We start from the raw sequence: 24,637 nt of genomic DNA, 5'->3' as shown, positions 1-24,637 counted from the left end.
CTTTTACCTGATGCCGCCCAACGGCGTCACGAACCGACGGACGACGGCCGTCCGTCATGGACCGACACCGTGACAGACAGACACACAACACCGGCCGCTCGCGACGACGCGGCGGACACGGCCCTCCCGTTCACCGTCCACGTGGGCGAGGCGGACGCCATCCGTCGCGAGGCCGACCGCGCGCGGAGCCCCCGGCACCTCGTCGTCACGCCGGTTCGGCTCCACCGCCGCAACGTCCAGCGACGGCTCCGCGAGGACGGGGAGCCGCGAAGCGGGTTCGAGTTCCTGCGACTGGTCGACGTGGCCCGGCGCGTGAACGAGGCGGCGACGGCGATCGAGGCGGGGCCGGACGAGCGCCCGGAGACGGAGTCGCTCGACCGGCTCGACCGGCTCGCGCTGACGCGGCGCGTGCTGCGCGGCGGCTCCTCCGGCGTGGCGGGGCCGCTCGGTCGCACGGTGGGGACGCCGGTCGAGGACCACGCGGAGCGGATCGAGCGCGCCCGGGTCGGCCTGGAGATGGTGACGGCGTTCCACCCCGGCCGACTCGACGCCCTGGAGGCGGCGATCGACGCCCTCGACGGCACCGCGCGGGCCGACGCGCGGGACCTCGTGGGCGGGCTCCTCGCGCTCCAGCGGGAGCTCGACGACAGGAGCCCGGTGGCCGTCTCTGACGCGGCGCTGCTTCGCGTCGCGACCGCGACGGCCGCCGCGGCCCCGGAGGCGATCGAGGCCGCGTATCCCGACGCCGACACGCTCTCGGTCGCCGGCGTCAGCACGCTCACGGCGTCGCTGGAGGACTTCCTGTTCGTCCTCGGCGGCGAGACGTCGATCGACGTGCACCTCTATCTCAGACACGGGACGGGCCCGCAGATCGGGGACCAGCTGGCCGCCGCAGGGGAGCGGTTCGATCCCGAGGGGGTCCGAGAGTGACCGGTCCCGGTACGTCCCCGGCGGGAGGCGAGGACGGCCTCGACGCGCTCGCCGACGCGCCGGTCGCGACGCTCGTCGCGCGGACGCGAGCGGCCGAGGCGCGCGCGGTCGTCGCCTGCGTCGACGGGCTGGTCTCGGCCGGCGTCTCGCCGTCCGACGTGACCGTCGTCGTCCGGGACGTGGACGCCTACGAGGCGCCGCTCCGGCGGGCGGCGCGACGCTACGAGGTGACGCTCTCCGTCTGGACACAGCTCCGACTGAAGCGCACGATCCCCTACCGGCTGACCCGGGCGGTCGTCTCGCTGCTGGCCGAGCGGGAGCGAACCGGCGGCGCGGTCGGGGCCGATGCGCTGCTGGCCCCGCTCCGGTTCGAGTGGGTCCCGCCGGCCGACGAGGCGAACTCGGGGCTGTCCGACCCGTTCCCCGTCGACTCCGCCGCGCTCGGCGCGCTCGCGCGGCGAACCGGCGAGGCGAAGCACCCGGTCGCCGGCTGGTCCGACGAAGTCCGACGGATCGCCGACGGGACGGACGCGAGTGGGCCTGACGCGGATGGGACGCCGGAGGCTGACGCCCCCGGGTCGTCCCCCCAGGAGCTCGCGGGGCTCGCGGACGCGCTCGAGCGCTACGCGGCGTGGGTCGAACCGGCGTCCGCGACTCCCGGCCCGCACGACCTCGACGCGCTCCTCTCGCCCGTCTTCGAGGCCTACCGGACCCGGGTCATGCCGGCGCGCCGCGACGCCGACGACGCCACGCTGACCGGTACGGCGCGGACCGCGCGAGCGCTCGACCGGATGGGCGAGCTGACCGGCGAACTCGCGGACAAGTACGGGGACTGGATCGCGGACGGCTACGCCCCGCGGTCGTGGGCGACGGTCGCGGACCTGCTCGACGCCATCGCGACGACGGTCCCCGGCCGGCGCGAGTACGCGACCGCCCGGTCGGTGGACGTGATGGAGGCGAACGACGTGTGGGGGCTGGACCTCCCGTACGTCGTCGCTGCGGGGCTCGTCGACGGGGAGTGGCCGCGACCCCCGGAGAGCGCGTTCCCCGCCGCGCTTCGGCGGCTGCTGGGGACGACCGACGGACCCGGCGCCGCGCTTCGGCCGCGGGCGGGCTGGACCGAGGCCGGCGAACTCGACCAGTTCGCCGACACGGTCGCGGCGGCGAGCGAGGGTCTCGTCTGCACGCGCTTCGCCGCCGACGCGGACGGGATCGACGTCCGACCGTCGCCGTACGTCCAGGCAGTCGACGGGACGCCGGTCGGCCGTGACGCCCTCGACCGACTGGTCGGTCCCGACCGGGAGCTCCCCGAACCCATCGTGGCGATGGTCGATCGGACGGCAGCCCCCGAGGAGGGCGGTTCGGATGCCTGATCGGTCCCTCCCGGAACTCGACGAGACGCAGCGCGCCGTCGTCGAGGCGTTTCGCGACGCCGACGCCGGGCTGTTCACGATGGACAGCCATCCCGGCGCGGGCAAGTCGACGGCCACGGGGAAGGCGGCGGCGCTGTGTCTGTACGAGCGGCTGCTCGCGGGCGATCCGGTCCCGGAGCGGCGGCTGCTCGTCACCTCCTTCTCGAGGGAGGACGCGGCGGACATCGTCCCCGACGTCGTCGACTGGCTGTGGGAGCTGTACGACCGGGACGAGGTCCCGGGCGACGGGGACGTGACGGCCGCGGACGTCCGCGAACTCGAGCGGCGGCTCCGGGGCGTCGCGACGGTCGGGACCGTCGACAGCGTGCTCCGGTCCGTCCTCGAGGCGTTCGCCACCGAGATCGGATTCGCGGAGATGCCCGCCGTCGGCAACGAGGCGCTGCTCGCGCGGCTCCACGAGGACTGCTACGCGACGCTCGCTTCGACCTCCGACCACGCCGACCGCGTCGCGCGGCTGGAGGCCGCCTATCCGGAGGGCGGCGCGCACGTTGACGGACTGCGGACGCTGCTGCGGAACGCGCTCCGAACGTGCCGCCAGCGCCGGCTCTCGGTGGGAGCGTTCCACCGGGAGCTCCGCGCGACCGTCGCGGACGTGTACGACGGCGGCGACCCGGGAACGGCCGACTGCCTCCGCGAGGGAATCGCCCGGTGTCGCGGCCGCGAAACGGCCGAGCGCGTCGACGGGCTCGATCCCGACGACCGGGCGGCCCTGCTGGCGGCCGACCGGCGACTCCACGACGCGTGGCGCGCGGCCGTGGACGATTTCTGTACCCTGTTGGCGGCCTACCGCGACCGGTACGACGAGCTGACGCGAGAGCGCGGCGTGATCGCGCACATCGACTGCGCGCACCTGGTCGCGGCGTACTTCGCCGGGGAGGTCGGCGGCGGGGGGAGCGACGGGGCCACGTCCGACGAGGGAGACGCCCGTGCAGCCCGCCGTGAGCGGATCCGGGACCGGTTCCACGAGGAGGTCGGGAGCGTCATCGTGGACGAGGCGCAGGACGTGTCGACGGTCCAGCACGCGGCGCTGTCGGCGCTCGTCACCGACGAGATGCGCGTCCTGCTGGTGGGCGACCTCAAGCAGTGCGTCTACGTCTGGCGGGACGCGCGGCCGGCCCTGTTCGAGCGCGCCGTCCGGGAGGGGCGGTACTTCGGGATCGACTGGCCCGACCCGGTCACCGGCACGGCGACGCGGAACTACCGCTCCCGCCCCGGTCTGGTCCACGCGATCAACGCCGTCGCGACGTCGACGCTCCCCGACCCGACGCGGGGCGACGCCGGGACGCTCGAGGTGTCCTACCCGCCGCTGGAGGCGACACGTCCGCCGACCGAGCGCGCACCCGTTCACGTCGCCACGGTCCCGAACGGCGGGACGCCGGGGTCCGCGGGCTGGGTCGCCGGGACCGGCCGCGCTCCGGGTGCCGCCGACGCGGTGGCGAACCTCCTCGCCGGTGGCGTCGCGGACGGGTGTTTCGTCGACGGCGCTGCTGGAGGCGATGGCGGGGACGAGCGAGGGGAGAACGACCTGCCGAGCGTGACGGCGCTGTTCCGGTCGAAGGCGAACATGGAGCCGTACCGGGAGGCGTTGGAGGCCCGCGGGTTCACGGTCGGGAACGCCCGGGTCCCCCTGTTCGCCACCGAGTCCGTCCGGGCGACCGTGGCGGTGCTGCGGTGGCTCGCGGACCCGACCGACCCGGAGCGCACGCGCCGGCTGGTGACCGAGTCGCCGCTCGCGGACGGGACCTACGGCCTCGACGCGGTCGCGGCCACGTTCCGGAGCCACGACTGGTCGCTCCCGGCGGTCGCCGAGACCGAGGCGGACCGGTTCGCGGCCGGGCGGCGGCGCGTAGTCCGGGCACTCGCCGACCTCGCCGCCGACGAGGCGCGGCTCCGCTCGCGCCCCGCGACGGCGGTCCTCAGGGAGACGGTGGAGGCCGTCGGCTTCGAGACGGACCCGCTGGGGATCGACCCGGACCCCTCGCGCCGGCAGCGGCTGGCCAACCTCGACGCCCTCGTCGCCGCGGTCAAGGAGTGGGAGGGCGAGGACGCGTACGGTCTCGCGGAGTTGGCGGAGCTGCTCGACCCGTTCCTCGCCGACCCGTCGCTGGGGCCGGACCGCTCCCTCGTCGACGACGACGTGGACGTGGTGTTGAAGACCATCCACGGGATGAAAGGCGACCAGGACGAGGTGGTCGTGCTGGCGGACCCCGTCGGCTCGGTCGGCGGGCGCCCGTCCGACGCCGACCGGTTCGTCACCGACGGCGAGGGCGTCGGACTGGCACCGCCGGTGAACGCGCTCGAGGTCGAGGAGTCGGCTGCGGTCGAAGACGGCGGAGACAGCGGAGACGGCGGAGACGGCGGCGATGAGTCCCCCTCGCTCCCGCCGGTCCCGGGGTTCGACGGCGGGCTCTACGATCCGGCCCCGGAACGGACGGACCGCGACGCCGGGCTGCGGTGGACGGTCGAGCTCCACGCACCGATCGGCGGGGACGTCACGGAGCTCGTGGGCCACGAACCCCTGCGTGCGGCGGCCGCCGAGCGCCGCGCGGAGTCGTGGCGTCTGCTGTTCGTCGCGCTCACTCGCGCGCAGGAGCACCTGGTCCTGCCGCTGCCGAAGGCCGACTACGAAGGGTCCCCGAACTCCTGGGTCGCGGCGCTTCACGAGGCGATGGAGATGGGCCGCGGGGCGCCACGGACGACACACAGCGCGTCGTTCACGTACCCGGACGGACGGGTCGGCGAGTTCTCGGTGGCGGTCAACGACGTCCGAATGGTCGACCGTATCCGGACGACTCGCCCGGACCGCGTGCCGCCCGCCGCACCGCCAGCGTCACCGGAGTACCTCCCGTGGATCCCGCGGTTCGTCCGTCCGAGCACCTTCTACCCGCTGAAGGAGAACCCGGCGGCGCACGTCGTCGACCACCTCATGGGTCGTGCGCTGCACACGGACACCGACGAGGTGTCGCCGGCGCTGGACCTGCCGTTCGACGCCGTCGGTCCGGACGCCGTCGGCCGGATCGCACACTCGGTGGTCGCGGCCGTCGCGGAGAACGCGCTCGCGGGCGATGAGGGTGCTGCAGGTGGTTCCGACGGCGGGGGAGCCGCCGACGGTGCGGTCGATCCCGCGAGCGAGGACGTCGCGTCGATCGTCCGCGAGCGCGTGCGCCGCGGTGCGGGGGCCGCCGACCCCGACGAGCGGGCGGCGATCCGGTCGTTCGTGGCGGAGACGGTGCTCCCCCAGTTCGCGGCGTCCGCGCTCGCGGACCGGCTCCGCCGCGCGGAGACCGTCTACGCGGAGGAGCCGCTGGAAGGAGTGATCCGCGTCGACGGCGTCGAGGTCGAGGTACCGGGGACGGCGGATTTCCTGTTGGAGATGCCCGACGGGCGCTGGGTCGTCGAGGACGTGAAGGTGGCGCTGTCCGAGGACGACGCCGCCGAGCCGCGCTACCAGCTCCAGCTCGCGACGTACGTCTGGGCGCTGCGGCGGCAGGTCGGCGAGGAGCCGGCCGTGGACGCGTGGCTCTCGACGTTCGGCGTGCGCGCCGAGACGACGCCGTGGCGGCTCAGCACCAACGCCGTGTCGACGATGCTCCGGTCGTTCCTCGACTGATCGGTGGCGCGCCGGCTTGCAGGTCGCGGGGAGCGAACAGGCGTCCCGAATCCGGACCGATCAGGCCCTGCAGATGTCGTGGAGGTCCTCCAGCGTGTCGATCTCCCAGGTGGGCCAGACGTTCAGCTCCCAGTCCGTGCGGTGGGGACGCCGGATGAACGCGGAGTCGACGCCCGCGCGCTCGGCGGCGCGGATGTCCGACTCGTTGTCGCCGACGAACAGCGCGTTCTCCCCGTTGAGGTCCTCCAGCGCGCGCTTGAGGTAGTGGGGGTTCGGCTTGCGCAGGTTCAGGCTCTCGATGGTCGCCTCGCGGCCGTAGGCCGCGCCGAACGGCTCGAACACGGAGAAGTGGTCGACGAGGAAGTCGACGGTCTCCTGCTGGTTCGAGCTGACGATGCCCATCTCCACGTCCAGATCCGCCAGCGTGTCGATGTCCCAGTAGGGGGTCTTGCGACCGGCGCGGGCCTCCTCCTGCTGGGCCTCCGCGAGCGTCGTGTCGCGCGTCTCCCAGAAGGTGTCCGGTTCGAGGTCGTACAGGTTACAGAGGCTCACAACCACGTCGGGCGTGGCGCCAACAGTCAGTCGTTCGACATGTTCGGGGTCCGGATCGTCCACGCCGAGCCGGGAGAAGGTCTCCCGGACGCCCTCCTGCAGGACGTCGAAGCTCGTGCGGCCGACAAGGACACCGTCGTTGTCGAACACGACGGTATCGTAGCTCATACCGTCCCGAGGGTGGTCACACTGATAAGTGTTTCAGCCCGACGGGGACCGCGCGCGGACGGCGGAAGGGATATGCCTCCGGTCCGCGACACGGCGACCATGCGCCTGCACGCACTCGGCCTCGGCGGCGCCGGCGGTCGGATCGTCGACCGGCTCGCGGCCGACCACGGCGACGAGCCGTTCCTGGACGCGACCGTCGCGTTCGACACCGACGCCGGCGCGCTCGACGCGCTCGACGCGGTGCCCGACGAGCACCGACATCGGTTCGGCGACCGGACCGGCGGCGAGGGGCTCGACGGCGACCTCCGGCGCGGGCTCGACCTGGGCGCGGAGCACGTCGACGAGCTGAGCCGCGCGCTCGACGCCGCGACGCCCTCCCGCGCGGAGGCGTTTCTGGTCGTGGTCGGGCTCGGTGGCGGCACCGGAGCCGGCGCCGCGCCGGAGCTGGTCCGCAACCTCCGACGACTTCACGACGTCCCCGTCTACGTCTTCGGAGTTCTGCCGGCGGACCCCGAGGCGGAGTCGTTCGCGGAGCAGGCCGGGGGCCGCCGGGCGGACGCGGACGGCGAGCGGACCGCCGACCGCCCGCTCGCGGTCGCGAACGCCGCCCGCACGCTCGACGGGCTTGACGGCCTCGCGAACGCGATCATCGGGTTCGACAACGACGCGTGGCTCCGCCGCGACGAGACGCTCGCCGAGGCGCGCGGGCGGCTCAACGCCGCGGCCGCCGACCGGATCGCGGCCGTCTTCGGCGCCGGCGACGCGGCGGGCGGTGAGGGCGGGTCGGTCCCGCAGCAGGTGGTCGACGCCAGCGACGTAAACCGGGCGCTCGGCGACCGCTCCGACGTTGCGGACATCGGCTACGCCGAACAGGAGGTCGAGACGCCGGACGGCGGCTCGCGGTTCGGGCTCGGACTGTTCTCCGCGTCCGAACCCGCGGACGTCGACACCAGCGAGGCGGTCAGCGCGATCGAGACCGTGATCAGAAAGGCGGCTCGCGGAAAGGGGACGCTCGGCACCGTCGAGGGCGGCGCCGACCGGACGCTGCTCCTGATCGGCGGGCCGCCCGCGTGGCTCAACCGCGAGGCCATCGCGGAGGGGCGCCGCTGGCTCGCGGAGGAGACCGGCTCCGACGCCATCCTGAGCGGTGACGCGCCGGACCCCGATGCCGAGGCGGTCTACGCGGTCGTCCTCCGGGCCGGCGTCGACCCGACCGAGCGACTGCGAGAGATACGCGGCGCGTCGGGGGATTGAGAGCGGGGCCGCGAGAGATCCCCGGCGGCCGGCTCAGACGTCCAGGTCCGGGGTCGGAAAGGCGCCCTCGTCGAGCTCCGGTTCGTACTGCTCGATGGCCGTCAGGACGACCTCCACGGTCGACTCCGGCGTCCAGCGCCCGGTGTTTATCGTCAGGTCGTAGAAGGACTGGTCGTCGAGGTCGATGCCGTAGTAGGACTCGTAGCGCTGCTTCTCGATCACCTCGCGCACCTGCATCTCGGCGGCCCACTCCTCGCGGTCCTCGGTTCGCTGGAGTCGGACCTCCTCGGGCGCGTCCAGTCGGATCCGGAGGTCGGCGCGGTTGCCCGCCAGCCACCCCGCCAGCCGGGACTCGAGCACGAACGCCCGGTTCGCGGCCCCCCATTTCTCGGCGATGGTCTGGAGTCGTCGGTCGAGCGCGCGGTCGATCTCGTCGGTCTCGCCCGCCTTCGCGACGAGTTGGGAGAGGCTCATGTCGCGGTCGGCGGCGATCTCACGGAAGATGTCGCCGCCGGAGACGCAGCCGCAGTCCATTGCGTCCGCGAGCGCCTCCGAGAGCGTCGTCGCGCCGCAACCCGGCGGCCCCGACACCGTGACGAACAGGTTGCTGTCGATCCGGCGGTCGGCCGCGTTCGAGGGCGCCATGACGTTTCCGCCTTCGACGGACGCCGTCAAAAGATGAGGGGCTTCGTCCGGAGTCGGGGCCGTCCGGAAAATCGCGTCCCCGGTTAGCTCTCAGCCTTGGCGTCCGTGGTCGCGTCGTCGCGGCGTCCGCGCGCGAGCAGCCCCGCCCCGAGGCCGGCGGCGAAGGTCGCGACCCCAACGGCGGCGATCCACAGCGCGTCCGGGTGTTCGGTACCGACGTGCAAAAGCGATCCAGCGAGTGCGTCGAGCATGTGCCACGGGTGGAGACTCGCGGTCAAAGGTCCGTCGAAGGCGTCGGAGCGTCCCGCTGATCCGAGCGTCGACCCCCGATAGGAAAGGCCGGCCGCCGCTCCACAAAACCTATCCGCGCCAGCGGGAGACCCTGTAACAGCAATGACCGTCCGCGAGCACCTGGGCGCGCGCCTCGGAGCGGACGCGCGCGGACTCGCGGCGTTTCGGATCGCGTTGGGGACGGTCCTGATCGTCGACCTGGCGCTGCGAAGTCGGGGACTGACGGCCTTCTACACCGACGAGGGCGTGCTCCCGCGGTCGACGCTCGCGGAGCTGTACCCCGTCTTCTCCCGTTACTCGCTCCACGCGGTGTCCGGGGAGGGATGGGCCGTCGCGCTCCTGTTCCTCCTCGCGGCCGCGGTCGCCGCGTCGCTCGCGGTCGGGTACCGCACGCGGGCCGCCGCCCTGCTCTCGCTCGTGCTCGTGGCGTCGCTACAGGCGCGGAACCCCCTCGTTCTCAACGCCGGCGACACGCTGCTGTGGCAACTGCTCGCGCTCGCGTGCCTGCTCCCCCTCGGCCGGCGCTGGTCCGTCGACGCGGTCCGCCGGACCCGGCGAGACGGACGGCGGAGCGGGGACCGAGACGGGGGCGCATCCGAGGTCGACCGCGTCACGGGGTTCGCGCCGGCGCTTCTGTTGACGTTCGTCGTCGTCCTGTACCTCTCGAACGGGCTCGTCAAACTCCGCGGCGACGCCTGGCCGGGCGGGACCGCTGTCCCGCAGGTGTTCCGGCTCGAGCACCTGTACGGGCCGCTGGGCGGCGCACTCGCCGGGGCCGACGGACTCCTGACCGTCGGGACCTACGCGTGGCTCGGCCTGGTGCTGACGTCGCCGCTGCTCCTCCTGTTCGCGGGCCGGGCCCGCACGGCGCTGGCGGGCGCGTTCGTCGCCGCGCACCTGTCGATGGCGCTCACGCTCGCGATCGGCGTGTTCCCGCTGGTGTCGGTCGCCGCCCTGCTGCCGTTCTTCCCCCCGCGCGTCTGGGATGCGATCGGGCATTCCCTCGAAGGCCCGGCGGAGCGACTCCGCGGGGCGGCCGCCGCCGGGAGCGCCGCGGTCGCGGCCGGCCTCCCGGCGGTTCCGGGACCGCTCCGCGACCGGTCGGGGCCCGGACGCGTGCGCCGCCGGCTTCCGGAGGGGATCGCCGCGGTCCTGCTGGTGTCGCTGCTGGCGTGGAACGCGATGGCGCTCGGGCTCGTCGCCGCACCGGCCCCGGTGGCCGACGCCGCGGACCCGACGGAGAACCGCTGGGACATGTTCGCGCCGAACCCGCCGAACACCGCCTCGCTCGTGCTCGCGACGGCGGAGACCGCCGACGGCGGCGCCCGCGACGCGCTGCACGGCGACCCCGTGGCGAGGAACCGGACGCCGAGCGACGCCCGCGCGTATCCGAGCGCGCGCTGGCGGAAGTACCTCGCCGCGATGCCCGCCGATCCCGCGGACGACCGCGACGCGCGCCTGGGCGCGTACCTCTGTGAGCGCGCGGCCGCCGCCGGCGACGAGCCGGTCGAGCGCGTCACTGTCTCGTTCGTCTACGTCGACGTCGCTCTCGGCGAACCGCGCGGGGAACCGACGGCCGTCGAGGTGGTCGAGCGGGAGTGTTGAGGCGGCGCCGTCCCGCCCGCCCCGCCGGCGGATCGATCTGGATGAGCGGTGGCCGCCGCCACGATTAACCGCCCCGCGGGCGTCCCCCCGATATGGTCGACCCGACACCCGGCATCCACCACGTCACCGCCATCGGGAGCGATCCCGGTCGGAACCACGCGTTCTACACCGAGACGCTCGGGCTCCGCATGGTCAAGCGCAGCGTCAACCAGGACGACGTCGGCGTCTATCACCTCTTCTACGCCGACCACGAGGGGAGCCCCGGCACGAGCATGACGTTCTTCCCCTACGAGGACGCCCGTCCCGGCCGCGTCGGGAGCGGCCAGGCCCGGACCGTCGCGTTCCTGATCCCGGCTGACGCGGTCGACTTCTGGGTCGACCGGCTCGAGGCGGCCGACGAGGTCGACGCCGTCTCCACCTTCGAGCGGTTCGGCGACCCCGTCGTCGCGTTTGAGGACCCCGACGGCCTCCCGCTGGAACTCGTCGGCCGCGCGGACGCCCCCGAGCCGAACCTGCCCGAGAGCCCGGTGCCGGAGGAGCACGCGATCCGCGGCTTCTTCGGCGTGACGCTGGCGCTGGGGAGCGTCGACCCGACCGCGGCCCTGCTGGAGGAGATGGGCTTCGAGCGGGCCGCCGAGGACCCCGACCAGCACCGCACGCGCTTCGAGGCGGACGGCGACCGCGGCTACGTCGTCGACCTCGAAACGGACCCGAACGCGCCGCAGGGTCGCCCCGGCGCGGGGACGGTCCATCACGTCGCGTTCCAGGTCGACGACGACGAGCAGGCGGAATGGCGCGAGGTCCTGCAGGGGCAGGGCCTTCGGCCCACGGAGATCATCGACCGCAAGTGGTTCAGGTCGGTGTACGCGCGGACCCAGGGCGGCGTCCTCTTCGAGTTCGCCACGAAGTCCCCGGGCTACGCGGTCGACGAACCCCTCGACGCGCTCGGCGAGGAACTCGTCCTGCCCGAGTGGCTGGAGGACCGCCGCGAGGAGATCGAGGCGGCGCTGCCGCCGCTGTCGACCTGATCGGCGTCGGAATGCGCACGCCGTTTCGCTCCCGAGGAGGGCGAGTCAGTCGGGCGAGTACGGGTTCGTCGGCGTGTCCAGACGCGACAACCGATCGACGGAGTCGAAGTCGTCGTCGAACGCGTAGAGGTACGTCGTCTTTCGTTCGTCCGCGTACGCCGCGAGGCTCGCGTCCACCAACGAGAGCTTCCGACGCTCGCGGAACAGCGACTTCGCCCGTGCAAATCCCTCGGTCGAGAGGGACTCGACGTGGAACCGCCGGTTCTCCTCCAGTCGGTCCAGAAAGTCGACCGCGGCGTCGTGTCCGGCGTTCGTCGTCAATCCGTTCAGCGTTTCCGCGAGCACGTAGTCGAGGATCACGGCCTCCGGGAGGTCTCCGCTGTCGATGCCGCGGAGGATCGGCAGCGCACGCTCGTGATGTCGGTCACGCCGATACGCGGCAGCGTACAGTACGGAGGTGTCGACGAGCGCTCGCGGCATTCACTCGACGCCCCACGCGTCGTGCTCTGCGACGACGTCGGTCTCCGATTCGCCCGAGTACCCGTCGAACTCGGCGAACGTTCCCGACCGCTGGCGGACGATCTCCACGCGGACGGCGCCGTCGTCCGAGAGGCTCCAGCGGAGGTGATCGCCGTCGTCGATGTCCAGCTCCCGCCGGATCGCGGCGGGAATGTTCGCCTGGTTGCCGGACACCTTGCTTTCGGCGTCCACGCTGTCGCTGCCCATATCCTCACTTCGCGTCGGAGCGACATAAGCCTAGTGTGGTGACACACTTGGCGCGCTCGAACTCCCTCACCGCGCCAGCAACGCCTCGAACAGCGCGTCCTGTCCGCGCCGCAGACGCTCCAGAAACGCGGACTTGCTGATCCCCAGTTCGTCGGCCACGTCCGCGGCCGAGCAGGCCTTCGGAATCGCGAAGTAGCCCATTTCGTGGGCGGTCCGGATCGCCGCCTCCTGTGCGGGCGTCAACCCGTAGCCGCGGCCGATAGCGTCGGCCTCCTCGGTCGCGAGCGGCTGGAGCTTGCGGAGCGTCACGCCCACCGTCTCCGCGGCGCGCTCCATCACGCCCTGTAACACGTCGTGGCCGACGACCGCGCCGGTCATCGTCGCCGCGCCGCGGTCGTAGCGCATCGACTCGACGAGGAACCCCTCGTCGACGAGGTCGTGGACGACGCAGGGGTGTTTCGACAGACATCGGAAGTTGTCGCGGTCGCCCGCGTTCGCGACGTGGAGGTACCTGATGTCGTCGTCCGCGTCGAGGACGGGGGCGATACCGGCGTCCGCGGGCGCGGTGAACTGCAGGAGGACGTTCCCGTCCGAGCGGAGCTGTGGCGGCTCCGCGGACACCGCGGCGTCCGCGGTCGCGGAGGCGCGCGCGAGCGGACAGTCGTCGCCCTCCACGCGGAACTCCGCGATCAGGCACTCGTCGATCACGGGCACACGTTCGGCCGCGAGTATATAAAAGCCGCTCATGGACTGCCGAATCGAAAAGTGGTGTGGCTCCGTACCGAAGAATGATTATGGACCTCGAGACAGTGAAGGACCGCGCCGGACCGCGGCAGTTCGGTCCGGGCGACGACATGCCCGAGGAGTATCGGAAAGCGGCGACCCGGATGATCCAGTTCCACGCCAACTCCGAGGTCATGGGCGGCTACCTCGACAAGGAGTTCACGCGGAAGGCGCCGTCGCTGGACCGGAAGCTCGCCAACACCGCGAAGGTGCAAGACGAGATCGGCCACGCGCAGCTGCTCTACCGCGCCGCGGAGACGCTCGGCGTGAAGACGCGCGACGAGATGCTCGACGAACTGGCGAACGGGGAGGGGAAGTTCCTCAACTGCTTCCACTACCCGGTCGACACCTGGTACGAGGCGCCGATGATCGACTTCTTCGTCGACGGCGGCGCGATGCGCCGGCAGGCGACGCTGAAGTCCACCTCCTGGACCCCCTACGCCCACGCGATGGACAAGGTCTGCTTCGAGGAGGGGTTCCACGTCAAACACGGCGAGTCGATCCTCCGCGAGCTAATGTCCGGCTCGAAAGCGACCCAGGAGCGCACCCAGGAGACGTTCGAGGTGTGGTGGCCCCGCATCATCCAGTTCTTCGGCCCGCCGAACGACGAGAGCCACCACAACGACTTCGCGCAGGACGTGGGGCTCAAGACCGCGACGAACGACGAGCTCCGCCAGTCGTTCCTCAACATGTACATCCCGAAGGCCGAGAAGTACGGCCTGGAGATCCCGGACACGCCCCGGATCGAGTACGACGAGGAGTCCGGCCGCTACGAACTCGCCTACGACGAGCTCGACTGGGACGAGTTCTGGACCATCTCCAAGAACGAGTACCCGGGCAGCAAAGAGCAGATCGGCTCCCGGCGCCGCCGACAGGAGGCGGTCGAGTGGGTGCGTGACGCGCTCGACTCCTGGGAGTCCGAGGCGACCGGCGTCGCGACCGGGGAGGCGGCCGACTGACCATGATCTGGGAAGTGTTCAGACAGGAGGAGCCCGGCGACTACCACAGACACGTCGGCAACGTCCACGCGCCGGACCGCGAGATGGCCAAGCAGTTCGCGCAGATCCAGCACGCTCGCCGGATGCAGACGAACTCCCTGTGGGTCGTCCCGCAGCCGGAGATCGGTGAAGTGGACGCCGAGGACGCCGCCTTCGGCGGCACCACCGACAAGTCGTACCGCTGGGCGATGACGTACAACGACATCGACGCCTCCTTCGCGGAGGAGGTCGCCGACAGCGAGGCCGAACAGCGCGAGGCCGCCCGCAAGCGCCGCGAGGCGATGGAGGAAGCCGATGACTGAGAACGCACGCGGTGCCACGGACGACGCGGCCGGCGGCTACGAGATCCCGGAGGAGACGCCCGCCGCCGGCAGCCTCGACCGCGACACGCTCAGCGCCGAACAGCAGATCGCGGTCGAGGAGCAGCTGTTCCGGCTCGCGGACGACGAGTTCGTCCACGCCGAGCGGCTCACCGAGTGGCAGATATTCGCGCCGACGCTGGAGTCGGACCTGGCGCTCGCGAACGTCGCGCAGGACGAGTTCGGCCACGCCCGCCTCTGGTACGACCTGTTGCAGGAACTGGGCTACACCGAGGCGGAGTGCATCTGGGAGAAGCCGGCCGACGAGTGGACCCACAGCACGCTCGCCGAGCGGCCGTTCGACGACGACGGGTGGGGGAACGCGGTCGTCCGCGGCTACCTCTACGACGTGGCCGAGCGCATCCGGCTGGAGGCCCTAGTGGAGACGAGCTACGCGCCGCTCGCGGACCGCGTCGGCAAGGCGCTCTCCGAGGAGGAGTACCACCGCGAGCACGCCGCCAACTGGCTCGACCGGCTGGCGGAGGACGAGACCGCCCGCGAGCGGCTCGACGCCGCGGTCGACGAGCTGTTCCCGCACGCGCTCTCGCTGTTCGCGCCCGGACCCAACGAGGAGGCGATCCTCGACGCCGGCGTGCGCCGAGAGACGCTCGCTGACATGCGCGCGGAGTGGCTCGACACCGTGGTCCCGTACCTCGAGTCCCTCGGGCTGACCGTTCCCGAACCGGACGCGGCCCCGCGGCCGGCGGCCCGCGGCCGCGACGGCAGCCACACCGACGCGTGGACGGAGCTCTACGAGGCGTTCACCGCGACCCACGACGAGATCGACTTCGACCGCCCCGCTCGGCTCCGTGCGGAGGAAGTGAGCTGATGCCCGCGAACGCCCCGCTCGGCGGCGGCGCGGACCCCGGCGAGGACGCGGCGAGCGCCGCGCGCGAGGCCGACGGCGAGGCGTGCGCCTACACCAGCTACGAGGACGGCGAGGCGCCCGACTCCTACCCCAAGACCGGCGAGGGCGCCGAGGGCGTCGCGGCCGACGTGTGGGACGCGCTCCGCGAGGTCGAGGACCCCGAGATGCCCGTCAGCGTCGTGGACCTGGGCCTGATCTACGAGGTGACGGTCGAGGGCGACCGCTGTACGGTCGAGATGACGCTGACCTACACCGGCTGTCCGGCCAAGGACATGCTCACGAACGACGTGCGCTGTGCCGCCGAGACCGCGCCCGGCGTCCACGAGGCCGAGGTCCGGATCCGCTACACGCCGGAGTGGAACGTGAACATGGTGACTCCGGACGGTCGCGAGGACCTCCGCGAGTTCGGTCTGAGCGTGTGACCGTGCGCGACCGCGACCCCAGCGTGACGGCCGGCGACGCGGGCGACGCGGACGAAGAGCCGGCGGTCTGTCCCTACTGCGGGTCCGACGAGACGCACAGGGAGCACCCGAAGGGGCCGGGGCTCTGTCGCTCGATGCATTTCTGTGAGAACTGCGAGGAGCCGTTCGAGCGGTTCGGGTAGCGGCAGACGTCAGGTTTCGCCGGCGTTCTCGACGCTGTCGAGTGCTCGCCGAACCGCCCACTCCGCGGCTCCCAGTCCGAGGAGCGCGGCGACGACGACCGGACCAAACGCCAGCGCGTACAGGCCGAGCGGATCACTCTCGCCGCCGACGCGCAGGATGAGGAACCAGACCAGCGCCGTCGCGGCCGCGAGGCCGACCGTGGGGCTCACGACGCCCCGAGCCGCGAGCCAGCCGAGCGACACCGCCGCCTGCAGCGTCACCACGAGCAGTCCACCGACGACGACCAGCAGGAACTCGCCGGGAGCCGCGGTCGGCGCGGTCCAGAACCGGCCGGCGACGGTCCGCACGAGCGCCCAGCCGCCGACGAGGACCGCGCCGTGGGCGACGCCGAGCAGGGTCGCCGTGCGGAGCGGTCGCGACGCGCGTTGCGTGCCCGACGCGCGCCACGCGGCCGCGGCCGTCGTAGCGACGGCGAGCAGCACGCTCGCAACGAGCGTCGCCGCGTCGCTCCCGAGCACCGGATCGGGCGTCCCGGGCATCCTTATGTCGTCGAGGTCCCGCGACCGTCAGTCGTCCGAGCCGGAAGCGTTCGAGGGCCGTCGTGTGGAGGAGGGCGGCGGACCATACGCGGAGGTTGTGCCCACCGGATCAAGTACGTTCCGGCGCGAGCGACCGAGCCTGCGGCGAACGCCCTACTCGTGTCCGGAGACCCGAACCGGCTCGTACGGCTCCTCCAGCCACTCGATGTCGGAGTCGGACAGGTCGATGTCGAGCGCCTCGACCGCGTCCTCCAGGTGCTCGACGCTGGACGTACCGACGATGGGCGCCGTCACCACGTCCTTGTGGAGCACCCACGAGAGCGCGATCTGCGCCATCTCCACGCCCTTCTCGGCCGCGAGCTCCTCGACGCGGGCGTTTATCTCCTCGCCGCCGCCCTCGCGATAGGGTCGACCGACTTCCGCCTCGTGCTCGCCGCGGGACGTGGCGGTCTCCGCCTCGTAAGGGCGGGTGAGGTAGCCGGCCGCCATCGGGCTCCACGGCATGACGCCGATGCCCTCCTTCTCGCACAGCGGGAGCATTTCGCGCTCCTCCTCGCGGTAGGCGAGGTTGTAGAGGTTCTGCATGGTGGCGAACCGCTCCAGTCCGAGCCGGTCGCTCGTGTGGAGCGCGTCCGCGAACTGGTGGGCCCACATCGAGGAGGCGCCGACGTACCGCGTCTTCCCGCGCCGCACCGCGTCGTCGAGCGCGCGCAGCGTCTCCTCGACCGGCGTGTCGTAATCCCAGCGGTGGATCTGATAGAGGTCGACCGCGTCCATCCCCAGTCGGTCCAGCGAGTTGTCCAGTTCCTGCTCGATCGTCTTCCGGGAGAGGCCCGCCGCGTTCGGGTGCTCGCTCGCGCCCGGGAACCGGACTTTCGTCGCGACGACCTGCTCGTCGCGGTCGTACTCCGCCAGCACGTCGCCGAGGATCTCCTCGCTCTCGCCGTTCGAGTAGACGTTGGCCGTGTCGAAGAAGTTGATGCCGAGGTCGATCGCGCGCTCGACCAGTTCGCGGCCCTCCTCCGGGTCCAGCATCCAGTCGTGGCCGCTGCCGAAGCTCATACAGCCGAGACAGAGCCGCGAGACGGTCGTGCCGGTCGAGCCGAGCGTCGTGTACTCCATGTCCGAGGGGCGGACGCCGGGCTGTTAAACCTACGCGAGGCGTCGCGCGCGGTCGGGCGCCATAAACCACTCAGCGCGATATCCAAAACCAGCAGTCGCCGCCACGAGCCGCGGCGGGCGACGTGGGGCGTCTCAGACCCCGTCGGTGATCACGTCGGCGAGCGCGTCGTGGTCGAACAGTTCGTCCTCGGTGAACTCGTCGGGGAAGTAGGCCTTCGCGTACCGCTCGATCATGAACAGGTTGTGGAGCGGGCCGGCGTAGATCGGGCCGCCGCGGAACACGCGGTCGTTCTGGACCGCCGTGAGCTGGCTGCCCACGTCGTGGTCTTTCATGTACGCGACGACGGTATCCTCGAACTCCTCGCGGCTCATCCCCTCCTCGTGGTAGCGGAGCAGCAGCGAGTCGGGGTCGATCTCCAGGAGTGCCTCGTAGTCGAGCGACTCGGACCCCGAGTAGCCCTCGACGCCGGTGCCGGCGAACGCGTCCGAGATGCCGAGCGTGCGGAAGTGCTCCTTGTTCGCGCCCCCGCCGTCGATCCGGTACGGCGTGAACTCGTCCGGCTCGGTGCCGGCGAACATAAGGGCCGCGTCCGGCCGCTCCGACTCCGGCGGGAGCCGGTTCTGGACGTCCGCGACGAGGTCGTCGTGGACCGACCGGATCGCCTCGAACCGCTCGCGCTCCTGCACGACCGCGGCGACCTTCTCGAACGCCTCGTACAGCGAGTAGTAGCGGTAGTCGTGCCAGTCGTCCGTGCGCCGGAAGATCAGGTTGCCGAGGAACGGCGCGACGTTCTCGCGGATCTCGGCCACGTCGTCCTCGCTCCAGACCCCGAGCCAGCTCGTCAGGGCGTTGGGGTCCATCAGGTGGAGGTCCGCGTCCATCTCGTAGAAGACCTCCTTGGAGACGCCGTCGTTCCAGAGCTGGGTGAGGTCGTCGAGGTCGATCGACACGCCGTCGAGGTGGTCGTAGTGGAGGGTCTTGTAGCGGCCGCGGAACCAGATCGACTCGACGGCGTCCGCGTGCCCGAGCGCGACCAGCATGTCGACGTAGTCGGCGGTGAACGGCGCGATCGACGCCGGCACCTCGTCGAACGCGACCGTCCCGACCGGCTCCATCGAGACCTCGTAGCCGTCGTCCGCGGTCGCGGTGTCGGTGGCGTCGTCGGTGGCCGCGGCGGTCGAGGTCGCTTCCTGTGCCGTCTCGGGGTCGTCCCCCTCGCCGCCGGTACAGCCGGCCAACAGGCCCGCGGTCGCGGCCGCGCCGGTGAACTTCACGTACTCTCGTCGCGTCGATGCCTCGCGTTCGGTAGCGTCGTTCGGCATGTGTTTTTTAGGCCAGCCTAAAACATAATAACCATTCCGATCCCTGGGTCCGTCCACGCGGGTTTCGCCGGTCAGGTCCGCGGTCCGACCGGCGATTCGTCGCATACCTTCGGTCCCGGGACGTTCGTACTCGTTATTTTAGGATTGCCTAAAAAGTGTCGCGGTTTCGATGAGCGGCGGTTCCGGCCGCGTCGATCGGGCGGTCGTTAAGTGGGTCGGGCGGGACGGGTTAGCCGACACCGATGGCCGACCAGACCCCTCCCGTCGACCCCGAGGCGGCGGTCGAGACGCTCGAGGACGGCGACGACGAGGCGCGCGCGTCGCTGGGCGAGCGCCTCGCGGTCGCCGATCCGACCGAGCGAAAGCGAGCGATCGTGGCGGTCCGCGAGGCGCTCGACGACCCCGGGGACGCCGGCCCCGACGCGGGCGAGACGGCCCTCGCTCACGGTGCCGGGGCGAACCTCGCCCGATTTCTCCGCGACGACGACCGGTCGGTGCGGCTGGCGACCGCGAAGCTGTTCGTCCGGGTGGCGGCGACGGCGCCGGCCGCGGTCGACGACGCGGTCCCGACCCTCGCCGACCGCCTCGCGGACGACGGGGAGTTCTACTACGTGCGGGCGCGCTGTGCGGAGGCGCTGGGCTACGCCGCGGTCGAGCGTCCGGGGGAGGTCGCCACCCCGGAACTGCTCGCGGACCTGCGCGTCGGCCTCGCCTTCGACGAACCGGAGGTCCGCCGGAAGCTGGCGAAGGCGCTGGCGGCGGTGGCCATCGGCGACCCGACGCGGCTGGCCCATCAGATCGCGTCGCTGGCCGATCACCTCGACGACGAGGAGCCGCTCGTCCGCTATCACCTCTGTACCGCGCTCGTCGTGGTCGGCTGCGAGCGGCCGGCGCGGCTGTCGGCCGCCGCGGACGCGCTCGCGGCGCGACTCGCCGACGAGGAGCCGTACGTCCGGGGCCGAGCGGCGGAGGCGCTGGGACTCCTCGCCCGCGCGGACGAGGCGTCCCGACCCACCGGGGACGACCCCTCACCGAGCGTCGACCTCCGTGCCGCGCTCGCCGACGCCCTCGAGAACGCGGACGCCGACGACGAGGCGGCGGCGTTCCTCCGGACGCGCGTCCGGTTCGCCGAGGCGGCGCTGGACGCCGACGGGGAGGAGAGAGCCGGTGAGGAACGCGGTCCCGAGGAGGGGTCCGCCCCGGACGGCGTCGCCTCGGTCGCGGCGGTCCGCGAGCACACGGACGCGGTCGTCGAGGCGATGGTGACTCCCGAGGACGGGGAATGTCCGCACTGTGCGGCCCCCCTTCCGGACGGGGAGCTCCCGATGTGCCCGCACTGCGGCGCACCCAGATGAAGAATAGTTAGGGTGGCCTAAAAACCGATGCGCTTTTGAGTGTTTAGGCGGGCCTAATCCACATGGACCCGACCGACATCGGTTCGGCAGGGCGGACGAGACGTGAGTATCTGCGATACGGCGGCGCGGTCGCGACGGCCGGGCTCCTCGCGGGCTGTACCGGCGGCGAGGGGTCGGGATCGGCGACCGACACGACGGGCGCCGATCCGGCGACCGCGACCGCGGAGACGACGGAGTCCGCGACCGAGGGGGACGGAGAGGAGTACGCGGTGTCGATGGCGCCGATGGGAGAGGTGACGTTCGAGCGACCGCCGGAGTCGTGGATGGCCTACTTCAGCACGTACGGCGACATGGCGCTGGCGCTCGGCCGCTGGGAGGACGCAACGGGACTGATCTTCACCGACAACTGGCCGACGGAGCTGGTGAACTCGCTCCCGGACGTCGAGGTCGACTTCGAGGGGATCACCCAGCTCATGGGCGAGGGAGGGATCGACAAGGAGCTCTTCTACGAACTCGACAGCGACGTCCACCTCTTCGACCCGAATTTCGTCCAGATACTGGACGACGGCTGGACGGACGAGGAGTTCGCGGAGGTGGCCGAGAACGTCGGTCCGATCGTCGGGAACAGCATCCGACGGCGCGGCGCTGACTGGCACGATTATCGTTACTACGACCTCTACGAGGCGTTCGAGAAGGTGGCGGAGGTCTTCCGCGAGCGCGAGCGCTACGAGGCGGTCGCCGAGTTACACGCCGGGCTGCAGACCGACATCGCGGAGAACCTGCCGCCGGCGGAGGAGCGCCCGACGGTGGGGCTGCTCTCCGTCAACTCCGACTTCGAGGGCGGGTCGTTCTACGCGTACCCGGTCCACGACGGGAACGGCCACAAGCAGTACCGCGACCTCGGGATCCGGGGCGCGTTCGACGACCTCATCGAGGGGAGCTACGCCGAGTGGGACTACGAGCAGCTGCTGGAGGCCGACCCGGACGTGCTCCTGTTCCAGTACGGCCTCTCGCACGTCTCGACCGAGGAGTTCGAGGCCCGGATGGAGACCATGCGCGAGGACGACGTGGGCAGCCAGCTCTCGGCCGTGCAGAACGACCGCCTCTACCGCGGCGGGACCTCCTACCAGGGGCCGGTCATCAACCTGCTCCAGACCGAGGTGGCCGCCAAGCAGTTCTACCCCGAGACGTTCGGCGACTGGCACGGGATCGGTGAGGTACCCGAGGACGAGCGGCTGTTCGACCACGACGCGCTCGCTGCGGTCATCACGGGAGAGGCCTGATGCGGGCCCGCGAGTGGGCCATCGCGGGCGCGTACGGCGACCCCGCGGACTACGACCTTCCGGACCTCCCAGCGCTCCACGCGATCCGGACCGACTGCGGTGGCCTCGCGCTCGCCGCCGCGGACGACGAGGAGCCGTTCATCGTCGCCGAAACCCCGATGCGAGTCCGCCGCTAAGCGCACTTCGGCCGCGCTATCGGTCGCTTCCGTCAGTACCGGTCGCTTGCACCGGCTCCATCACCTCGCTCGCGAACCGCTCCAGCTCGCGTTCGGGGTCGTCGCCGCGGAGGCCGACCAGCAGGTGGTCGACGCCCGCGTCCTCGAGGTCGCGGACGTACTCCCGGAACCACTCCGTCCCCGCGCGGAACCCCTGATGGACGTGCTCGGGGTCCGCGGTCGGATCGTCCGCGAGGTCGACCTGCATCGCCATCGCGAACGGTTTGTCTCCCGCCGCGGCGCGCCAGTCGTCGAGGTACGATTCCAGCGTCGACTCGGGCAGGTGGTAGAACAGCCAGCCGTCGCCGTGGTCGCCGATCCAGTCGACGGTCTGTCGGGCGTGCCCGGTCGGCAGCAGCGGCACCGTCTCCGTCGTCGGCTCCGGGACGACGGAGAGGTCGCCGTCGAGCGTCCCCCACGAGGTGTCCGCCTCCGGGAACTCCTCGGCCCACACCGTCCGCAGGAGGCCGACCGCCTCCCGGAACAGGTGGCCGCGGTCGTCGGGATCGACGTCGAACGCGGGGAACTCCGGGTCGCGGTCACCCGTGGCGACGCCCAAGACGAGTCGGCCGTCGGAGAGGCGGTCCACGGAGGCGGCGGCCTTCGCGACGTGGAGGGGATGTCTGAGCGTGAGCACGACGCTGGCGGTCCCGAGCGCCACGTCGTCGGTCGCGGTCGCCATTCTGGTGAGCCACGGCCACACGTCGAACGTCTGTCCGGCGTCGCCGAACGACGGCCAGAAGGTCGGCACGTCGCGGGCCCACAGCGCGTCGTAGCCCAATTCCTCCGCGCGGCGGGCGAGTCGGACCTCCGCGTCGACGTCCGGCGCCGACTCGTCCGCGTTCGTCAGCGGGAACCCCGTGCCGAACGAGAGGCGGTCCGTCTCGAACAGTCGACGGAAGCCGGCGTTGTGATGTGCGGACATCGGTTACGGGACCGGAGGCGACCGCGACACAACGACCTGTCGGTCTCCGGAGGCGGACGCGGGGCGTGCGGCCGGCCGTCGGTCCCGGTCCGCACTGTACACTTATCCGACCCGACGGCGTACCGTGAACCATGGTCAACGAGGCGGCGACGATGGACGAGCGGGAGCGGGACGCGTTCCTCGGCGTCGGGGGAACCGGCGTGATTTCCTTCGCGGGTGACCCGGACGAACCGCCCCACACCGTGCCGGTCTCGTACGGCTACGACGCCGACACGACCGCGTTCTTCTTCCGGCTCGCGGTGGGCGGCGGGAGCGAGAAGGCGGACGCCGTGGACCGCCCGGTCTCGTTCGTGACCTACGAGCGGGGCGAGGAGGGTGCACGGAGCGTCGTCGCGACCGGCACGCTCGAACACACCAGCGAGTCCGACATCGCGACGGAGACGCTCGCGGCGCTCGAACGCGTTCACATCCCGATCGTCGACATCTTCGAGCGACCGCCGTCGCAGGTGGACTTCGAGTTCTACCGGCTCGTTCCGGACACGCTGGAGGGGCGCACGGAGTCCTCGACCGCGGTCTGAGACCGCGTCACCGCCGCAGTCACTCGGACCGCTCGACCGCCCCGATCGCCTCGTCGAGCACCGACCGCGCCTCCGCGAGGATGCCGTCGGCGAGTTCGGGGTCGCGCGCCTCCGCGGTCAGCCGGACGAGCGGTTGCGTGCCGGACGCGCGCACGAGGAACCAGCCCTCGTCGAGGTCGACGCGGACCCCGTCGAGCGTGGACGTGTCCGCGTACTCCGCGGTCAGCCGCTCCGCGACGCGTTCCATCACGGCCGCCTTGTCCGCCACCTCGACGCTCGCGCGTCGGATCGGGTGGCGCTCGACGGTCGCGAGTCGGTCCGCGAGCGGCTCCGCCGCGGCCATCGCCGCCAGCGTCACGGCCGCGAGCGGACCGTCCGGACAGAGCGTCTGCTCCGGGAAGATCCACGCGCCGGAGGGCTCGCCGCCGAAGACGACGCCCTCCTCGCGGGTCCGCTCGGCCACGTACACGTCGCCCACCCGCGTCCGCGTCACGCTCGCGCCGACCTCGGCGAGCGCGTCGTCGACGGCGAAGCTGGTGTCGACCGGCGCTGCCACCTCGTCGCCAGCCCCCGCCTCCCGGCGCGCGAACAGCGCGAGCAGCAGGTCGCCCGGGACGAACTCGCCGTCGCCCGCGACCGCCATCATCCGGTCCGCGTCCCCGTCGTGAGCGATCCCCAGGTCGGCGTCGGTCGCCGCGACGTGTGCGCACAGCCCGCGGCAGGTCTCGGCGGTCGGTTCGCTCGGCCGCCCCGGGAACCGCCCGTCGCGCTGGGCGTTGAGCGTCGCCACGTCCGCGCCCAGCTCGTGAAGCGCGTCGGCCGTCACCCGTCCCGTGCCGTTCCCCAGGTCCACGACAACGGAGAGGTCGTCGAACGTCGACCCGGTGCTCGCGACGGCGCGCTCGCCCGCGTCCACGAGCGCCACGCGGTGGCGGGCGTCGGCGTCCGCGCCCTCGCGCCGGACGCCGTGGCCGTCCCACGCCGCGAACTCGAACTGCCCCTCCTCGATCCGGGACTCGACAGTCGCCCGGTGGTCGGCGTCGAACGCCTGCCCCGAGCGCGTCCAGAGCTTGATCCCGTTGTCAGCGGGCGGATTGTGGGAGGCGGTGACCACGACGCCCGCGGCAGCGTCCTCGCCCGCGACGGCCCGCGCGACGGTCGGCGTCGCCGCGACGCCCAGGTCCACCACGTCGGTCCCGCACTCGACCAGCCCGGCCGCGAGCGCGTCTACCAGCGCGCGCCCCGAGTCGCGGGCATCGCGCCCGACGACCACGCGGTCGGCGTCCGCCGCGACCGCGCGCCCCACGTCGAGCGCGAGGCCCGCCGTCACCGTCTCGCCGACCGGTCCGCGTACGCCGCTCGTTCCGAACAGAGACATACTCCGGCCCACGCGGGCAACCGTCAAAAAGCGGCCGACGATCGATGGCGATACTTAGTGTTAC

At 72.0% G+C, this 24,637-nt stretch carries 26 protein-coding genes; 15 read left to right on the top strand and 11 right to left on the bottom strand.

The window, feature by feature from the left end; translation table 11 throughout:
- Nucleotides 1–69 precede the first annotated feature (69 nt).
- Genes ACQE3L_RS11535 through ACQE3L_RS11525 form a run of 3 tightly spaced genes read left to right on the top strand, consistent with a single transcriptional unit; the run spans nucleotide 70 to nucleotide 5,973 of the window.
- Nucleotides 70–930 (top strand): hypothetical protein, encoded by an 861-nt coding sequence (locus ACQE3L_RS11535; RefSeq protein ID WP_426963952.1) that lies wholly within the window; start codon nucleotides 70–72, stop codon nucleotides 928–930.
- On the top strand, nucleotides 927–2,303 hold the full coding sequence (locus ACQE3L_RS11530) for a hypothetical protein (RefSeq protein ID WP_426963951.1): 1,377 nt from the start codon (nucleotides 927–929) through the stop codon (nucleotides 2,301–2,303). Before ACQE3L_RS11535 ends, ACQE3L_RS11530 begins: the two co-directional genes overlap by 4 nt.
- Nucleotides 2,296–5,973: a UvrD-helicase domain-containing protein gene (locus ACQE3L_RS11525; protein WP_426963949.1), complete on the top strand. Its 3,678-nt coding sequence runs from the start codon at nucleotides 2,296–2,298 to the stop codon at nucleotides 5,971–5,973. Before ACQE3L_RS11530 ends, ACQE3L_RS11525 begins: the two co-directional genes overlap by 8 nt.
- Nucleotides 5,974–6,033: 60 nt before the next feature.
- Here ACQE3L_RS11525 and ACQE3L_RS11520 read toward each other — a convergent pair whose 3' ends face one another.
- Nucleotides 6,034–6,693 carry an HAD family hydrolase gene (locus tag ACQE3L_RS11520; RefSeq protein ID WP_058366872.1) on the bottom strand — a complete coding sequence of 220 codons (660 nt, stop codon included), beginning with the start codon at nucleotides 6,691–6,693 and terminating at the stop codon, nucleotides 6,034–6,036.
- Between the two features lie 99 nt (nucleotides 6,694–6,792).
- Between ACQE3L_RS11520 and ACQE3L_RS11515 the strand changes: the two genes are divergently transcribed.
- Complete coding sequence (locus ACQE3L_RS11515) at nucleotides 6,793–7,947, top strand: FtsZ/tubulin family protein (RefSeq protein ID WP_426963948.1); 1,155 nt, start codon at nucleotides 6,793–6,795, stop codon at nucleotides 7,945–7,947.
- A 33-nt stretch (nucleotides 7,948–7,980) separates the two neighbouring features.
- Here the strand turns inward: ACQE3L_RS11515 and cmk are convergent, their stop codons facing one another.
- Entirely contained in the window at nucleotides 7,981–8,592 is a 612-nt protein-coding gene (gene cmk, locus ACQE3L_RS11510) for a (d)CMP kinase (RefSeq protein WP_426963946.1), read from the bottom strand.
- Nucleotides 8,593–8,675: 83 nt separating this feature from the next.
- Nucleotides 8,676–8,843: a hypothetical protein gene (locus ACQE3L_RS11505; RefSeq protein WP_426963945.1), complete on the bottom strand. Its 168-nt coding sequence runs from the start codon at nucleotides 8,841–8,843 to the stop codon at nucleotides 8,676–8,678.
- Between the two features lie 142 nt (nucleotides 8,844–8,985).
- Between ACQE3L_RS11505 and ACQE3L_RS11500 the strand changes: the two genes are divergently transcribed.
- Both ACQE3L_RS11500 and ACQE3L_RS11495 read left to right on the top strand, forming a co-directional pair.
- The gene (locus tag ACQE3L_RS11500) at nucleotides 8,986–10,488 is read left to right on the top strand and encodes an HTTM domain-containing protein (protein ID WP_426963944.1); all 1,503 of its coding nucleotides are present in this window, start codon (nucleotides 8,986–8,988) and stop codon (nucleotides 10,486–10,488) included.
- Between the two features lie 92 nt (nucleotides 10,489–10,580).
- Entirely contained in the window at nucleotides 10,581–11,516 is a 936-nt protein-coding gene (locus ACQE3L_RS11495) for a ring-cleaving dioxygenase (protein ID WP_426963943.1), read from the top strand.
- Nucleotides 11,517–11,561: 45 nt separating this feature from the next.
- Here the strand turns inward: ACQE3L_RS11495 and ACQE3L_RS11490 are convergent, their stop codons facing one another.
- The 3 genes from ACQE3L_RS11490 to ACQE3L_RS11480 all read right to left on the bottom strand — a co-directional run bounded on the left by ACQE3L_RS11490 (nucleotide 11,562) and on the right by ACQE3L_RS11480 (nucleotide 12,950).
- On the bottom strand, nucleotides 11,562–11,996 hold the full coding sequence (locus ACQE3L_RS11490; RefSeq protein ID WP_426963942.1) for a type II toxin-antitoxin system VapC family toxin: 435 nt from the start codon (nucleotides 11,994–11,996) through the stop codon (nucleotides 11,562–11,564).
- The gene (locus tag ACQE3L_RS11485; RefSeq protein ID WP_426963941.1) at nucleotides 11,997–12,242 is read right to left on the bottom strand and encodes an AbrB/MazE/SpoVT family DNA-binding domain-containing protein; all 246 of its coding nucleotides are present in this window, start codon (nucleotides 12,240–12,242) and stop codon (nucleotides 11,997–11,999) included.
- A 66-nt stretch (nucleotides 12,243–12,308) separates the two neighbouring features.
- On the bottom strand, nucleotides 12,309–12,950 hold the full coding sequence (locus ACQE3L_RS11480; protein WP_426963940.1) for a helix-turn-helix domain-containing protein: 642 nt from the start codon (nucleotides 12,948–12,950) through the stop codon (nucleotides 12,309–12,311).
- Between the two features lie 86 nt (nucleotides 12,951–13,036).
- On the opposite strand from ACQE3L_RS11480, the gene paaA reads away from it, so the two are divergent.
- From paaA to ACQE3L_RS11455, 5 genes are read left to right on the top strand one after another with little or no spacing between them, the layout of a single operon-like run.
- Nucleotides 13,037–13,984 (top strand): 1,2-phenylacetyl-CoA epoxidase subunit PaaA, encoded by a 948-nt coding sequence (gene paaA / locus ACQE3L_RS11475; protein ID WP_426963939.1) that lies wholly within the window; start codon nucleotides 13,037–13,039, stop codon nucleotides 13,982–13,984.
- A gap of 2 nt (nucleotides 13,985–13,986) precedes the next feature.
- On the top strand, nucleotides 13,987–14,325 hold the full coding sequence (gene paaB / locus ACQE3L_RS11470; protein WP_426963937.1) for a 1,2-phenylacetyl-CoA epoxidase subunit PaaB: 339 nt from the start codon (nucleotides 13,987–13,989) through the stop codon (nucleotides 14,323–14,325).
- The gene (gene paaC / locus ACQE3L_RS11465; RefSeq protein ID WP_426963935.1) at nucleotides 14,318–15,211 is read left to right on the top strand and encodes a 1,2-phenylacetyl-CoA epoxidase subunit PaaC; all 894 of its coding nucleotides are present in this window, start codon (nucleotides 14,318–14,320) and stop codon (nucleotides 15,209–15,211) included. Before paaB ends, paaC begins: the two co-directional genes overlap by 8 nt.
- The gene (paaD, locus tag ACQE3L_RS11460) at nucleotides 15,211–15,672 is read left to right on the top strand and encodes a 1,2-phenylacetyl-CoA epoxidase subunit PaaD (protein WP_426963934.1); all 462 of its coding nucleotides are present in this window, start codon (nucleotides 15,211–15,213) and stop codon (nucleotides 15,670–15,672) included. The genes paaC and paaD overlap by 1 nt, the downstream gene beginning before the upstream one ends.
- A gap of 2 nt (nucleotides 15,673–15,674) precedes the next feature.
- Nucleotides 15,675–15,854: a PaaD-like zinc ribbon domain-containing protein gene (locus ACQE3L_RS11455; RefSeq protein ID WP_426964104.1), complete on the top strand. Its 180-nt coding sequence runs from the start codon at nucleotides 15,675–15,677 to the stop codon at nucleotides 15,852–15,854.
- Nucleotides 15,855–15,863: 9 nt separating this feature from the next.
- Here the strand turns inward: ACQE3L_RS11455 and ACQE3L_RS11450 are convergent, their stop codons facing one another.
- The 3 genes from ACQE3L_RS11450 to ACQE3L_RS11440 all read right to left on the bottom strand — a co-directional run bounded on the left by ACQE3L_RS11450 (nucleotide 15,864) and on the right by ACQE3L_RS11440 (nucleotide 18,839).
- Nucleotides 15,864–16,394: a hypothetical protein gene (locus ACQE3L_RS11450; protein ID WP_426963933.1), complete on the bottom strand. Its 531-nt coding sequence runs from the start codon at nucleotides 16,392–16,394 to the stop codon at nucleotides 15,864–15,866.
- Between the two features lie 153 nt (nucleotides 16,395–16,547).
- Nucleotides 16,548–17,516: an aldo/keto reductase gene (locus ACQE3L_RS11445; RefSeq protein WP_426963932.1), complete on the bottom strand. Its 969-nt coding sequence runs from the start codon at nucleotides 17,514–17,516 to the stop codon at nucleotides 16,548–16,550.
- A gap of 132 nt (nucleotides 17,517–17,648) precedes the next feature.
- Nucleotides 17,649–18,839, bottom strand: a complete 1,191-nt coding sequence (locus ACQE3L_RS11440; protein ID WP_426963931.1) for an ABC transporter substrate-binding protein — start codon at nucleotides 18,837–18,839, stop codon at nucleotides 17,649–17,651.
- 242 nt (nucleotides 18,840–19,081) lie between these two features.
- On the opposite strand from ACQE3L_RS11440, the gene ACQE3L_RS11435 reads away from it, so the two are divergent.
- The 3 genes from ACQE3L_RS11435 (at nucleotide 19,082) to ACQE3L_RS11425 (ending at nucleotide 21,653) form a co-directional block, all read left to right on the top strand.
- A complete protein-coding gene (locus ACQE3L_RS11435) occupies nucleotides 19,082–20,194 on the top strand; it encodes a HEAT repeat domain-containing protein (RefSeq protein WP_426963930.1) in 1,113 nt (370 codons plus the stop codon).
- Between the two features lie 62 nt (nucleotides 20,195–20,256).
- Nucleotides 20,257–21,477 carry an ABC transporter substrate-binding protein gene (locus ACQE3L_RS11430; protein ID WP_426963929.1) on the top strand — a complete coding sequence of 407 codons (1,221 nt, stop codon included), beginning with the start codon at nucleotides 20,257–20,259 and terminating at the stop codon, nucleotides 21,475–21,477.
- Complete coding sequence (locus ACQE3L_RS11425; protein ID WP_426963928.1) at nucleotides 21,477–21,653, top strand: hypothetical protein; 177 nt, start codon at nucleotides 21,477–21,479, stop codon at nucleotides 21,651–21,653. The genes ACQE3L_RS11430 and ACQE3L_RS11425 overlap by 1 nt, the downstream gene beginning before the upstream one ends.
- Before the next feature lie 16 nt (nucleotides 21,654–21,669).
- Here the strand turns inward: ACQE3L_RS11425 and ACQE3L_RS11420 are convergent, their stop codons facing one another.
- Nucleotides 21,670–22,617 (bottom strand): TIGR03571 family LLM class oxidoreductase, encoded by a 948-nt coding sequence (locus tag ACQE3L_RS11420; RefSeq protein WP_426963927.1) that lies wholly within the window; start codon nucleotides 22,615–22,617, stop codon nucleotides 21,670–21,672.
- 131 nt (nucleotides 22,618–22,748) lie between these two features.
- On the opposite strand from ACQE3L_RS11420, the gene ACQE3L_RS11415 reads away from it, so the two are divergent.
- Nucleotides 22,749–23,195 carry a pyridoxamine 5'-phosphate oxidase family protein gene (locus ACQE3L_RS11415; protein WP_426963926.1) on the top strand — a complete coding sequence of 149 codons (447 nt, stop codon included), beginning with the start codon at nucleotides 22,749–22,751 and terminating at the stop codon, nucleotides 23,193–23,195.
- A gap of 19 nt (nucleotides 23,196–23,214) precedes the next feature.
- On the opposite strand, the gene glmM is transcribed toward ACQE3L_RS11415, so the two are convergent.
- The gene (gene glmM, locus ACQE3L_RS11410; RefSeq protein WP_426963925.1) at nucleotides 23,215–24,573 is read right to left on the bottom strand and encodes a phosphoglucosamine mutase; all 1,359 of its coding nucleotides are present in this window, start codon (nucleotides 24,571–24,573) and stop codon (nucleotides 23,215–23,217) included.
- Nucleotides 24,574–24,637: the final 64 nt, after the last annotated feature.

The sequence above is a fragment of the Haloparvum alkalitolerans genome (assembly GCF_050122995.1).
Taxonomy (GTDB): domain Archaea; phylum Halobacteriota; class Halobacteria; order Halobacteriales; family Haloferacaceae; genus Haloparvum; species Haloparvum alkalitolerans.
The sequence above is the reverse complement of the archived record's forward strand: the minus strand, read 5'-3'. Positions and strand labels throughout refer to the sequence as shown.